The following is a 12,613-nucleotide window of genomic DNA, read 5'->3' as shown; positions in this document are numbered from 1 at the left end:
AACGCAACGCAACGCAACGCCTAATTTTCGTCTTCTAAAAATCCTTTCTTTGGCGGTTATACCGCTATTCTCAGCGTCTGCCCTTGCCAATACCACTTCGGCAGACCCACAACAAGTACAAATCCCCCAACTGTCCAACAAAGATATATTTGGCTGTCAAGCCTTTTTGTGCTTTGCTGGCGGTATGCACACCCCTGAATGTCAATCCACAATCCGAAAAGTTACTCGTGATTTGGCTCGTGGTAAAAGTTTTCCAGTTTGCCCCATGATTTCCAACGCTGACGGTTCTATTGGCGGTCAAAATGGCTCTCAAAAGCTATGGACGCAAAACACTAGAAAGCGTGTTTATGTGTACATTCAAGACCCTGACGGCACGGTCCGTCAAGTTGCCAACATCAGAAAAAAAGGTCGCTTGTAAGGGGTCTATGCGATGTTGGAAGCTATCATCACAAGTAGTTGCAGTCCTAATGTACACCCTGTAATTGTGAATGCGATTGTAAAGACAGAAAGTAATTACAATCCGTTTGCTATCGGAGTGAACAGGGGAGCAGGGCGGTTGGCAAAACAGCCAACCAATCTTGGCGAAGCAATAGACACCGCCAAGCGTCTGCTTGCTAGTGGAGCAAATATTGATTTGGGATTGGGTCAAATCAACTCAGCCAATTTAAAATGGCTCGGCTTGACGGTGGAGCAGGTGCTTCAACCATGTGCCAATCTTAAAGCACTTCAAACCGTGTACTTGCATTGCTATGACCGTGCTGGCAATACTGGCAAGGGTACGAGAATGCAAAGAGCGTTTTCTTGCTACAACACAGGCAATATGACTGGCGGATTTAGTAATGGCTATGTCGCCAAGACAACCAAAAATTACAATGAGCTGACCGCAAGAGTGGCTCAGCCAGTCGCACCCACGCCCATACCCCAAATTCAATTCCAACCAAAAATCCAATATCAGACCTACGACACCGTAAATGGCTCTAAAAACGCCATAGACGCTGTTCAAATCAATTCCGCTAGTCAAGTACCAAATGGCGTTCAAAATGCAACTATGAGCGTCCCTGTGCGTTCTAGCGACACATCTCAACCAAGCCCCACCCCTGAAAGTGATTTGACTGCTGAAAAACCTGCTAAGGTTTACAACAGTTGGGATATTTTTAGGGATTTTTAACTCATCATAAGGAATTTTTATGAATAACACAACTTTTTTGTCCGCACATCAAAAAGCCATTGGCAAAGTAATTGCCAAGCAAGCATTGATTTTGCTTTTGGGTGTAGCGTGTACCACGCTAGCTTTCGCAGCTGGCTTTGAAGATAGTGCCCAAAAGGCAGACAACTTATTCAAAGACATTTTGAAATGGGCGACTATCTTAGCTGGTTCCGCTGGTGCGGTTTATTTGCTCATCAAGTTTGTTCAGGCATGGAACGGTCATAGTGACTGGATGGACTTCTTGAAATTTGCGTTTTTCTATGCCTGTGCTGGCGGTGTAGCAACAATCGCAGCGTACATTTTCGGTGCATTTAAATAATGAGCGAAGAGTACCGCACATTTTCAAGCTACAACGGTTTAGACCGTGTGGTTATGGTGTTTGGCGTGCCACTTGTGCCAGCCGTCATTGTTTTAATGATTTTGATGTTTGGTTCGCTAATCGCACAAAAAATACTGGGGCTTATTGGTTTTGCCTTTGTAGCTTTGGGATTGCCAATATTTTTATTTCTCAGAAGTATTTCTGAGACAGATGATAGGGCGATAAATATACTCGCCCTTGAAATGTTATTTAGATTGAAACGCAAGTATTATCAAGAATTTGGCAATACTTTAACTTATGTACCAATGAAGTATCTTAGAAATGGCGAATATATTCAGCAAGTTTTTAAACAGGCTAACCGCTTCAACAGAAGAATTACCTAAACTTTATTATCATGTTGCCGAAGATGTTTTGGATTTTGAAAACAACTATCTTTGTAGCGTGATTGAGTTTGACGGTATTAACTTTGAAGCGATTAGTACAAATCACTTGGAAAGCGATTTTGACGCTTTAAACCTAGTATATACTGAGCTTGCGAAAGATAAAGCTAGTCGCTTGTCGTTTTATACTTATCAACTTCGTAGAAAAATTGAAATCACATCTGATTATCAATTTGATAATAAATTTTGTCGTGATTTTTCCGACAAATATTTAAAACGGTTTAATGATAAAGATTATTACCAAAATACATATTATATGTGTTTGGTAATGAAATATGAAAATGATTTTGAAGCTGGCATTGACGACATTCAGAATTTAAATAAAAGAATACTGAGTATGTTATCACAATATCAGCCAAGAGTGCTAATTTCTTATCAAAATCAGCATGGTATTTTATCGTCAGAACCGCTTGAATTTTTTTATGAGCTGTTGAATGGTGAACCGCCAGTAGGGGGCATTGTTCCGCTCACGCCTAGCCCTGCTTATGAAATTTTGCCGTCTTCCACATTGCACTTTGGGCATGAAATTTTGCAGATTAAGGGTGAAGTAAGAAACCGCTTTGCTTGCTTGCAAGATTTAAAAGACTTTCCAAACAGAACCCATTTGGGGCTGTTTGATAGTGCGAGCTTGGCTTTGCCATTTGAATATAATTTGGTGCAGTCGTTTGTGGCATTAGCACCAGCTAAGGCATTAACACGCATTGAAAGACAAGCCAACCAAATGCGTTCAGCAGATGATAAGGCGGTACATCAGCGTGAAGAATTGTTGGAAGCTCAGGGGTTTATCACATCAGGCGAGCAGATTTTGGGGGAATACCATTGCAGTTTAATGGTGTTTGGCGACACGATAGACCAAGCTGTCAATAATGTGAATGAAGCCAATGCCAGCTTTTCTAATAAGGCTGGGGCGGTGTTTAAAAAAGCGAGTGTATCAGCACCAGCAACATTTTTTAGCCAGTTTCCGACTTATCGCTACAAGCCACGCCCAATGCTGAAAACCAGCCGTAACTTGGCAAGTACATTTTCCTTGCATAATTATTCAACTGGCAAGGCTCATGGCAACCCATTAGGGGACGGCTCAGCCGTTGTGCCATTAGAGACGGTAGCAAAGACCCTGTACAACTTCAATTTTCATTTCACCAACATTGGCGAAAATAATATTGGTGAAGCAGTCGCAGGGCATACGCTGATTTTAGGGGCGACTGGTACAGGTAAGACCACATTACAATCAGCAATGACGGTGTTTGTTCAGCGTTTTAATCCAGCTATGTTCTGTTTGGATAAAGATAGGGGTATGGATATTTTTATTCGTGCGTTGGACGGTGATTATTTTGCGATTGAAGAAAATATTCCAACTGGCATTAACCCTTTTCAGTTTGAAAAAACGCCTAAATTGATGGACTTCTTGAATACGCTGGTAATGGCGTGTGCAACTGACAAAAACCACGAATGCACCAGCGAAGAGCAAAACCAAATCAAGATGGCGGTGGATACGGTGATGAGTTTGCCGTTTGAAAGTCGCTGTATGTCCGCAATTTTGCAGTCGTTGCCTGACAAAGGCGGTAATAGCCTATACGCTCGCCTTGTCAAATGGTGTACCACAGATGACTATGGACAAGGTGCGTATGCGTGGGTGCTGGATAATCCAGTCAATCAGTTTAACCCTGACGATTTCAAAATCGTGGGCTTTGATGTGGGTTCAATCTTGAAAGAGAATTACCAGCCAACCGAGCCATTGCTTGCTTGTCTTTTGTATTTGAAATCGGAAATGACAAAAAATCACCCATTACTTTTAACGGTGGTGGAAGAGTTTTGGCTACCACTCAAATACAAAACGCCAAGAGAGATGATGTTGGACGTGCTTAAAACAGGGCGTAAGCGTGGCGAATTTATGATGTTGGTAACACAGTCGCCAGAAGAAGCGGTGCAGTCTGAAATCTTTCCAGCAATCATTCAGCAAACGCCAACAAAGATTTTATTGCCAAACCCTGACGCAGAGTACAAAAACGAACAAGGCGGTGGTTATATCCGTGTTGGTTTGACTGAGAAAGAATTTGCGATTTTAAAATCGCTGTCCACGCAGAGCCGTATTTTCCTAATCAAACAGGGTCAGCAGTCCAGTTTTGCAAAAATGGATTTGTATGGGTTTAGCGATGAAATCAGCGTCCTATCATCAACCAAAGAAAATGTAGAATTACTTGATAATTTATTAAGTAAATTTGACGAAAAACCAAAGTCAGAAATTTGGTTGCCCCTGTTCTATCAGGCGAGAAAAGATAGAAAGCAGGGTACGCTGGATTTAGATTTGCTGGTTTCACAAGTCAAAGATTTTCACCCCAACGTGGCTATCAGCCACAAAATTCAGTAAAGGAGCTTTCCTATGAAAGTAAATGTGCGTTTTAGTGATAAAGCCAAAAAAGCAATTTCTGCTTTTGCCTTACTAACCATGATTGGTTCAAACAATTTGGCTTACTCGGCAGGTGTGCCAGTTTTTGATGGTGCGAATGTCGCCCAAGCGATTAGCCAAGTGCAGAACCAAATTAAGCAAATTGAGAACCTAAGAAGCCAGCTTAAAGCGGTAACTGGCAACGCTCGCTTAGGTGTGCTACTCAATGACCCAAATGTTCAAAAAGCTCTTGGTAAGTATGTGCCAAGCGGTGTTAGTTTGTCTGATTTGACAAGCGGTAACTATGACAAGGTGCTTGCTCAGGTTGCCAAACGCATTGAAGCAGATATGCAACGCCAAAGGGAAGCGACAGACCCAAAAGCACAGCTCGCCCAAGCCACGCTATTAAATTACGCTCAGGTTGAGCAGTCGCTTACAGACTTGGCAACATTTTCACGCTCAGCCCAAAAAATTGCCGACCAAATCAACCTTACCACAGACGCAAGCAGTAAGGCTGACCTTGCCAATACCCTAATGGCTCAAAAAACACAAATTGACCTTGCGATTGCTCAAATCAATATCAAGATGAAGCAAATGGAAATGTTGGAAAGACAAGCAAGAGAGATTGCAGAAGCGTCATCATTTAATCGTTTGCTGGGAAAATAACAAAATGGCAGATAGCGGTGTATTTACTAATATTTTTACATTGATTGACGACAGTATTATCAATGTTGTTATCGGTAAAGCTGGAACTCTAATATCTGTGTTAGAGCCGTTATTACTGAGTTCTTTTTCCGTCTATCTGTTGTTTTTATTTTTGTCTTATTGGAATAGCAGTATTGAAGAAAGTATAGTTGATTTTGTAAAAAGATGTATTGCGTGGATATTGATACTATCATTTTCTTTGAATATTGGTTATTACAATGAATATATTGTGCCAATGGTAATGAACTTTGGTGATTTTTTAAGTCAAAAATTTTCAGGAAGCAATACAACCATAGATGGAAGTCTAGATGACATGGCAACCATTGTTCTTAATGGTATACAAGAAACTTTAAAGGAAGCAAATGGTATATCTGCTACTGTTTTAGCTATTATCATTATTTTGCTGATAGCTATTTTCTCTATTATTTTTCTAATTATATCAGCAGGATATATTTTATTAGCAAAAGTCTTTGCAGGAATTTTGGTTGTAGTCGGTCCAATCTTTATTGCTATGGCTTTATTTCCAGCAACTAGGCAATATTTTTCTGCTTGGGTAAATCAAGTAGTGAATTATGCCTTACTTACTTTTTTTCTGAATGTCTTGATGGCGATTTTTATTGAATTTATGGTTGGTGCATTTGGTACTGGATATATTGATTTAACTCGTGGATTAAATATTGCGATTGGTGCAGGTATTTTCTTTGTTGTACTATTAAGACTACCTGAGCTTTCAAGTAGTCTAGCTGGTGGATTATCCGCCAATGGCTTTACACAAGCAACAAGGTCGTTATTAAATGCATCCAAAGCTGTTAAAGGTTTTAAAAGCGGTGGCAAAAGTGGTGGCTATATTGGTAAGGCTTAATTATTTTCCTAATAATGTATTAAAAGACTTTTTTTCGTCAATAAACTTCTGTGCTTCATTTGCATTCTTGCAATTCTCATCAGATTGTTTGTTTTGCTTACAGGCTTCTAATACTTCGGTGCGTTTTGCTTCATTTTCTTTAAGAAAATCTACTGTGTAGGTTTCTTGTTTACAGCCAGTTAAAGCAGTAATGACAATCACAGACAATGTGAAAAGTGTGATGTGTTTCATGATTTTTCCTTTTGTCTTTTTAAAGAAAAGTTAAACATAAATGCTTTTTAATTTTATCATAGAAATTAAGGTTATGCAATGAATAAATTTATCCTCATGGTATTTTGTATGGTGGCTTTAACGGCTTGCCAATCTACTCATAAATTACCAATGCCAAAGGGCAAATGGACGGCAGTTAATACGCCTGATTTTATACCGCCAAATACCGTTAAATATCGTGATGATGTCAGTACATTAAATCAGGATTTAAATGAAGCTGAGCAACAGCAAGTAGGAGAAACGCAATAATGTTCAAGTCTAAAAAAGCCAAACCCCAACAGGTTAAAAAAGACAAAAAGATAAGCGACAATCAAGCGGTCAATGACTATCTAAAAGAAGCTCGTGGGTTTGAAAAATCACGCATTGAGTTTGTAGAGAAGTCCAAGACTTTTTGGCAGTATGTAGCGTTGGGGGCGGTTGCCGTTGCTATCGCTAACAGCGTGGCAATCGTGGGACTAACACCGCTCAAAGAAAAAGAGCCGTTTGTTCTGCGTGTCAATGACAACACAGGTGAAGTGGATATTGTAACCACGCTAAAAGATGAGCAAATTACTAGCCTTGAACAGACTGCTCGCTACTATGCGTCCAACTTTGTGAAGTTGTCAGAAAGCTATGATTGGTACACCATTCAAAAGCAATTTGATGATTTGATGTTGTTTGCTGATAACAATGTCCAAAACGAAATTAGAAATAAATTTGCCATGCCAACTGCTCCACACAAAACTTACGGCAGTAGTCAGCGTGTAGATGTCAAAATCAACAGCGTATCCAAGATTGGCGACAATCTTATGCAAATTCGCTTTACCAAAAAAATTAGCCCCATGAATGGCGGTACTTACGATGTAATGAGTGGCAGACTATCGCCAGAGCCAGTAGAAAGCCGTCATATTGCGGTGCTGGCGTACGACTATGTCAATGTGCCAACCGTTGATGAAATCCGCTTAGTGAACCCATTTGGCTTCACAGTCAAATCATATCAAGTAAACGATGACGGAGTGGGTCAATGAAAAAGCTAATTTTTTCTTTTGTCTTTTTAATTACAACATTATCAGCTCATGCTGAACAGTTGCCAGCGTTCACGGCTGATACTCGTATGCAAGTGTTTGATTATCGTACTGATGATGTTTTTGTTATCAAAACTAAAATCGGACATTCAAGCCTAATTCAGTTTGAAGAGGGCGAAACTATTCACGATGAGGGCGGTCTTGGCATTGGGGAGGCTCGTGATTGGTCTATTGCAGTCAAGGGCAATAATGTATTTTTTAAGCCATTACAGCCGTCCGCACCCACGAATATGATTATTGTAACCAACAAACGCACCTATGCGTTTGCCCTATATTCAACGGTAATGGACGATATGACCTATGTAGCACGCTTCAACTACCCACAGGACAAAGCAGAGCAAAAAGCACCAGCCAAGCCAATGCCAGCAAGTTTTCAGCGTGTGAAACAGGGTGAAGAAAGTTACTTGATTGACGCAAAAATTAACACGGCTTATGTCAAGCGTGGCAATCTTGAAATTACGCCAACAGCGATGTGGGACAACGGTTTATTTACTTATTTGCAGTATGACAACGCCAAAGAATTGCCAACGGTGTACAAAGTCATGCCTGACGGCTCAGAAGCGATTGTGAACACTCACATTGAAGCGGACACCATGATTATTCATGAAGTAAACCATTTGTACCGTTTGCGATTAGGTAAGGCGGTGGCGGAGCTTGGCAATCAAAAGCTAAGAGATAATGGATTTAATCATCATGGTACTTCCATGAGTGAGTTTGAGCGTATCAACAAATAAGGGGGTTGTATGTCAATTTTTAAGAAAAAAGAACCGAAAAAGCCCGAAGAACAGCAAGCTGACGAGAGCAACGCCATTGAACAAGTCAATGCCGAAGACGCTCAAATCAAAGACGATGTACCAACGGTAAATCAGGGCGGTAGAGACGCTGGCAACGCCAAGAGCTTCAAAATGCTGGCGGTGGTGCTGATTGGGTTTATTGTAATTTTGGTTGGTATTGCGATGACGATAGGGCGTTATCAGCAGTCAAAAGCGGAAGCAAAAGCCAAAGAAACCGAAGCTCAGGCACAAGCCCAAAAAAATATGGCGACTGGTACAAAGAGCGTGGACATTGAAGCGGATAAGCAAGCCATGCTACCGCCACCAATGGATTTTAATGATGTGGGCGATGACACGGAAGCGACAGACGCAACCGCCACCGAAACGCCAGTAGTTGAGCCAATTCCAACGCCAGTAGAAACGCCAAAACCACAGCCAAGATACAACAGCTACAACGATAGTGATATGGTTGCAGGGCGTGATTATGTTGCACCAGCACCGCTACCAGCACCAGCACCCACGCCAATCATGCCAGTATATGACGATGAAGACGAAGAAGAACCAACACCTACTGCGGTTGCCCCTGTGGTAGAGAAAATTGAGCCGTCTTCGGTGCTTGTTGATGTCTATGGTGCAAAAACTGCGACTACCACCGCACAGACCCAAGAAACAGGGCTTGCAGGTAGTATGCGTTCATCAAATTTGGCAAATGGCACGGTGAATAAGCGTGGCGATACAACGATGATGTTGTTAAAAGGCACAACCATTCCTTGTGTTTTAAAGACAAAAGTAGATAGCACCTATCAAGGCTTCACAATCTGCCAAGTCTCAAAAGATGTGTATTCCGCCAATGGTAAGGTCTTGTTAATTGAGCGTGGTTCAAGCGTGTTTGGTGAGCAAAACATTCAGATGTCGCAAGGTAAGGCAAGGGTATCTATTTTGTGGAGCAGAATTGAAACGCCCAAAAATGTATCAATCAACCTAGACAGCCCAGCCACAGGGCAATTAGGGGAAATGGGCGTGGACGCAAGGGTCAATAATCATTTTTGGAAACGCTTTGGCGGTGCAATCATGCTTTCTGTCATTCAGGACGCTTTGGCGGTCGGTCGTTCACACCTAGAAAAGCAAAGTGAAAACTCAGATACGACAATCAACAATACCACAGCAACTGCCGAAAGTATGTCAGAAGAGATTTTGAAGAACACCATTAACATACCACCTACCGCCTACATCAATCAAGGCACAGTAGTTAATATTATGGTCGCTCGTGATGTGGACTTTAATAGCATTTATGGGTTGCAAAGACGATAAATTCATTTTGTCTTTACAATATAAAGGTTTTGTATGAACTCACTTGACAGAACAGCGTCCCTGCGTGGACTTTTGGCGGAAACTGGCATTCAGCCGTTTTTGGACGATAAAGCAAATACTGAAATTGCTATTAACCGCCCTTATGAGATTTGGACAGAAAGCAGTCAAGGCTGGCAATGCCACGAGTTACCCAATCTTGATTATCCAGTTTTACTTAAAATTGCCAACACATTTGCGATTTTGAATAAGCTGGAAACCAATGCAAAAAATCCGATTTGCTCAGGGGTTTTCCCTGATGAACAGCGTGGACAGGTGGTAATTCCCACAGCGTGTGAACGCAACACCGTATCTATTACGATACGACAACCAAGCCAAGACCGTTTTACTTTGGGCGATTATGGTAAAAGTGGGCGATTAAATCGCTGGATTGATAAATCAACGTTTACCGCAAAAAACACAACCCTGCCGAGCCACTTAAAGGATAAGCTGGAAGCCGAAAGTAAGGAAATGGCATATCTTAATAAATGGCTTGATATTCCTAACGATGTGCATTTACAGCTTTTTGAGCTTCAAATGCTCAAAGCCAAAGCGGAAAGGGATTTGGAAGCGTTCATACAACTGGGTGTACAACATTATACAAATTTTTGTTTGGTGGGGGCGACTGGCTCAGGTAAGACGACTTTCACAAAGGCGGTTTGCGACTTAGTCCCTGCCGACACTCGCATTATCACGATTGAAGATACGCCTGAGCTTGATTTACCCAATCACCCAAATAGAGTACATTTGTTCTACAAGGAAGTAACACCAAAACAGCTATTAGCGTCTTGTATGCGTATGAAGCCTGACCGAATTTTTCTTACTGAGCTTCGTGGAGATGAAGCCTACGACTACTTAAATGCCCTAAATACTGGACACGGTGGTTCGGTTACGACAGTTCACGCCAACGACTGCCAAAGTGCCTATTATCGTATCGGAACGCTCATCAAGCAATCAGAAATTGGCTCAAAAATTGATTTTGACCAAATCATGCGTGATACCTACACCACCATTGATGTGATGATGTTCCTAGAAAAAACCTATGTAACCGAAGTCAGCTATGACCCAGTTCGCAAATATTGTTTAATGCAAGGGAAAAAATTATAATGGCTCAAAAACAATCTACTGGTAAAAATATTGCCTTATTGTGCATACTTAATATATTTTTTATTGGTATTGCGGTATTGGTTGCCAATTATGTTTTTATTGAGTGGCAAAAAATACCAAGTGAATATTTATCATATAATACAATTTATTTGTATCATGAACAATATGGAAATATACCAAAAGTAAAAAATGCAATTATGGGTTCGGTCGGTGCTGGATTTGCAACTTGGGTTATTCTTAATGTGGCGGTAGCGGTGGCTTTATTCGCCAAACCAAAAAGAGAATTGCACGGCTCGGCACGATTTGCTAATGACGCAGAAATTAGACGAGCTGGATTTTTGCCAAACGACAAAGAACGAACCAAGTTACAAAAAAAGAAACCAAGCAACCCAAGTATCTTGATTGGAAAGCACAAAGATAAATTCCTAGAATTTTTTGGTAATGAATTTATGTTTGTGGCTGCCCCAACTCGCAGTGGTAAGGGCGTAGCAATCGTTATTCCGAATTTATTGCATTATCCTGATAGCATAATGGTGCTTGATGTAAAAAATGAAAACTGGGATTTGACCGCAGGGTTTAGAAGCAAATATCAAGATGTGTATTTATTTTCGCCCAACCCAAGACCACAAATTGTCAATGGCGAAAAAATCTACCGCTCACACCGCTATAACCCCTTAGATTATATTAGTCGTGATGAATTTGAACGAATGAAAGATATTGGCGACATTGCCAACATCTTTTTTCCAGCCAATAGCGGTAATGATACATCAGATTATTTTAATTCCCAAGCTCAACGGCTTTTTACTGGGCTTGTGCTTTATATGCTTGAAACGCCTGACCGCCCTTGTACGCTGGCTGAATTGATGAGAATAGCCGAAAGTCCAATCCCTTTGAATGAATGGATTGTATCAACCATAGAACAGCGTAAAAAAGACGGTAAAGAATTATCTGCCGAGTGCGTCCAAGCATTGATGAGCTATGCTGGAAATCCAGCAGATAATACTCGTGGAGGCATTGACAGTACAATGAAAGCACCCCTAATTATCTTTACTGACCCAGTTGTGGCAAGTGCAACTTCATACTCGGATTTCCGCCTTGATGAAGTACGCAAAAAGAAAATGACAATTTACGTTGGTATCCAGCCAAACGCCTTGCCAAGATTTTCAAAGCTGTTAAATATCATGTTTAGCCAGCTTTTAGGGATTAACACACAAGTTCTGCCTGAACAAGACCCTAGTTTAAAACATCAATGTTTGGTGTTGCTTGATGAATTTACCGCACTTGGAAAGATTGAGATTGTGCAAAAATCCGTAGCTTTTATGGCTGGTTATAATATGCGTCTTATGCTGATTTTTCAATCAAAATCACAGGTTGAGGGGGTTTATGGCGAAGATGGGGCAAAGGATATTTTTGCTAATATGGCGTGTCAGGTGGAATATACGCCAACAGAACAAGACCAAGCCGAAGAACTAAGCCGTAAACTAGGCACACAAACTGTTAAGAGTAAATCCATAAGTCGTAATCGTGGCAAAGGCGGTGGCGGTAGTGTCTCAACGTCAGACCAAAGCCGTGCATTGATGTTACCGCAAGAATTGAAGGAAATGGACGCTGAAAAAGAAATCATCTTTTTTACTAGACGCACGCTCCCCATTTTTTGCGATAAGGCTTTTTACTATACAAGTCCTGATGTCTTTGGCAAACGCATGAAAAGAGTGGAAAAGCCAGCACAAGGGCTTGATATTCCAGCCAAACACCAACCGCCGATACTGGATATTAAAGAAACCTTGAAAGTAATGCGTGGTTTGATTAAAGACCCAGCAGACCATTATAGCAAGTTACCGACAACTGACAAACTACAAGAAACCAATCCTGAATATCTTGCCAAAGTTGGGGAGAGTTTCGGGTTTAATGAAGACTTTCTAAAATATCTTGATAGTCTTAGTAATGAAGCTGTAAAAGAGATGGTGGAAAAAGAAAGGGTAAATAATAACAGTATAGAACCTGATGAAAATCCTAATGAAGTGGATTTTGATTTGGACGACCCAAACGAGTTTGACCCTGATTTTATCCAAGAAGTCCATGATGAATTTGCTGGTTTATTTTAAAAAATCAAATTCAATGATTAAAGGAGCT

At 40.9% G+C, this 12,613-nt stretch carries 14 protein-coding genes; 13 read left to right on the top strand and 1 reads right to left on the bottom strand.

The window, feature by feature from the left end:
- From B0182_RS14265 to B0182_RS05010, 7 genes are all read left to right on the top strand, one after another.
- The coding region (locus B0182_RS14265; protein ID WP_078273883.1) for a hypothetical protein at window positions 1-418 on the top strand (418 nt) is incomplete at its 5' end.
- A gap of 12 nt (window positions 419-430) precedes the next feature.
- A complete protein-coding gene (locus B0182_RS05035; protein ID WP_078273882.1) occupies window positions 431-1,168 on the top strand; it encodes a lytic transglycosylase domain-containing protein in 738 nt (245 codons plus the stop codon).
- Window positions 1,169-1,187: 19 nt separating this feature from the next.
- Window positions 1,188-1,526, top strand: coding sequence for a hypothetical protein (locus B0182_RS05030; RefSeq protein ID WP_078273881.1), 339 nt, complete (start codon window positions 1,188-1,190; stop codon window positions 1,524-1,526).
- The gene (locus tag B0182_RS05025; RefSeq protein WP_078273880.1) at window positions 1,526-1,909 is read left to right on the top strand and encodes a VirB3 family type IV secretion system protein; all 384 of its coding nucleotides are present in this window, start codon (window positions 1,526-1,528) and stop codon (window positions 1,907-1,909) included. The genes B0182_RS05030 and B0182_RS05025 overlap by 1 nt, the downstream gene beginning before the upstream one ends.
- Window positions 1,848-4,334, top strand: coding sequence for a VirB4 family type IV secretion/conjugal transfer ATPase (locus tag B0182_RS05020; protein WP_078273879.1), 2,487 nt, complete (start codon window positions 1,848-1,850; stop codon window positions 4,332-4,334). The genes B0182_RS05025 and B0182_RS05020 overlap by 62 nt, the downstream gene beginning before the upstream one ends.
- Before the next feature lie 12 nt (window positions 4,335-4,346).
- Window positions 4,347-5,018, top strand: coding sequence for a type IV secretion system protein (locus B0182_RS05015; protein ID WP_012477724.1), 672 nt, complete (start codon window positions 4,347-4,349; stop codon window positions 5,016-5,018).
- A gap of 4 nt (window positions 5,019-5,022) precedes the next feature.
- Window positions 5,023-5,919, top strand: coding sequence for a TrbL/VirB6 family protein (locus tag B0182_RS05010; RefSeq protein WP_078273878.1), 897 nt, complete (start codon window positions 5,023-5,025; stop codon window positions 5,917-5,919).
- On the opposite strand, the gene B0182_RS05005 is transcribed toward B0182_RS05010, so the two are convergent.
- A complete protein-coding gene (locus B0182_RS05005; RefSeq protein ID WP_078273877.1) occupies window positions 5,920-6,150 on the bottom strand; it encodes an EexN family lipoprotein in 231 nt (76 codons plus the stop codon).
- A gap of 78 nt (window positions 6,151-6,228) precedes the next feature.
- On the opposite strand from B0182_RS05005, the gene B0182_RS05000 reads away from it, so the two are divergent.
- From B0182_RS05000 to B0182_RS04975, 6 genes are all read left to right on the top strand, one after another.
- Window positions 6,229-6,438 carry a hypothetical protein gene (locus B0182_RS05000; protein WP_078273876.1) on the top strand — a complete coding sequence of 70 codons (210 nt, stop codon included), beginning with the start codon at window positions 6,229-6,231 and terminating at the stop codon, window positions 6,436-6,438.
- The gene (locus B0182_RS04995; protein ID WP_078273875.1) at window positions 6,438-7,196 is read left to right on the top strand and encodes a VirB8 family type IV secretion system protein; all 759 of its coding nucleotides are present in this window, start codon (window positions 6,438-6,440) and stop codon (window positions 7,194-7,196) included. The genes B0182_RS05000 and B0182_RS04995 overlap by 1 nt, the downstream gene beginning before the upstream one ends.
- Window positions 7,193-7,987: a TrbG/VirB9 family P-type conjugative transfer protein gene (locus tag B0182_RS04990; RefSeq protein WP_078273874.1), complete on the top strand. Its 795-nt coding sequence runs from the start codon at window positions 7,193-7,195 to the stop codon at window positions 7,985-7,987. The genes B0182_RS04995 and B0182_RS04990 overlap by 4 nt, the downstream gene beginning before the upstream one ends.
- A gap of 9 nt (window positions 7,988-7,996) precedes the next feature.
- Window positions 7,997-9,337: a type IV secretion system protein VirB10 gene (gene virB10 / locus B0182_RS04985; protein WP_078273873.1), complete on the top strand. Its 1,341-nt coding sequence runs from the start codon at window positions 7,997-7,999 to the stop codon at window positions 9,335-9,337.
- Between the two features lie 33 nt (window positions 9,338-9,370).
- A complete protein-coding gene (locus B0182_RS04980; protein WP_078273872.1) occupies window positions 9,371-10,480 on the top strand; it encodes an ATPase, T2SS/T4P/T4SS family in 1,110 nt (369 codons plus the stop codon).
- Window positions 10,481-10,629: 149 nt separating this feature from the next.
- On the top strand, window positions 10,630-12,585 hold the full coding sequence (locus B0182_RS04975; RefSeq protein ID WP_211271628.1) for a type IV secretory system conjugative DNA transfer family protein: 1,956 nt from the start codon (window positions 10,630-10,632) through the stop codon (window positions 12,583-12,585).
- The last annotated feature ends 28 nt before the right edge of the window (window positions 12,586-12,613 follow it).

Origin of the sequence: Moraxella bovis, assembly GCF_002014975.1 — a bacterium.
Classification (GTDB): Bacteria; Pseudomonadota; Gammaproteobacteria; order Pseudomonadales; family Moraxellaceae; genus Moraxella; species Moraxella bovis.
Note: the sequence above shows the minus strand (reverse complement) of the source record. Positions and strands in the feature narration are given on the sequence as shown.

Bases quoted from the DNA above. Each gene is read 5' to 3' on its own strand.
- B0182_RS04995 (WP_078273875.1), top strand. From the start codon at position 6,438: ATGTTCAAGTCTAAAAAAGCCAAACCCCAACAGGTTAAAAAAGACAAA.
- B0182_RS05010 (WP_078273878.1), top strand. From the start codon at position 5,023: ATGGCAGATAGCGGTGTATTTACTAATATTTTTACATTGATTGACGAC.
- B0182_RS04990 (WP_078273874.1), top strand. From the start codon at position 7,193: ATGAAAAAGCTAATTTTTTCTTTTGTCTTTTTAATTACAACATTATCA.
- B0182_RS05015 (WP_012477724.1), top strand. From the start codon at position 4,347: ATGAAAGTAAATGTGCGTTTTAGTGATAAAGCCAAAAAAGCAATTTCT.
- B0182_RS05025 (WP_078273880.1), top strand. From the start codon at position 1,526: ATGAGCGAAGAGTACCGCACATTTTCAAGCTACAACGGTTTAGACCGT.
- B0182_RS05000 (WP_078273876.1), top strand. From the start codon at position 6,229: ATGAATAAATTTATCCTCATGGTATTTTGTATGGTGGCTTTAACGGCT.
- virB10 (WP_078273873.1), top strand. From the start codon at position 7,997: ATGTCAATTTTTAAGAAAAAAGAACCGAAAAAGCCCGAAGAACAGCAA.
- B0182_RS05005 (WP_078273877.1), bottom strand. From the start codon at position 6,150: ATGAAACACATCACACTTTTCACATTGTCTGTGATTGTCATTACTGCT.
- B0182_RS05020 (WP_078273879.1), top strand. From the start codon at position 1,848: ATGGCGAATATATTCAGCAAGTTTTTAAACAGGCTAACCGCTTCAACA.
- B0182_RS05035 (WP_078273882.1), top strand. From the start codon at position 431: ATGTTGGAAGCTATCATCACAAGTAGTTGCAGTCCTAATGTACACCCT.
- B0182_RS05030 (WP_078273881.1), top strand. From the start codon at position 1,188: ATGAATAACACAACTTTTTTGTCCGCACATCAAAAAGCCATTGGCAAA.
- B0182_RS04980 (WP_078273872.1), top strand. From the start codon at position 9,371: ATGAACTCACTTGACAGAACAGCGTCCCTGCGTGGACTTTTGGCGGAA.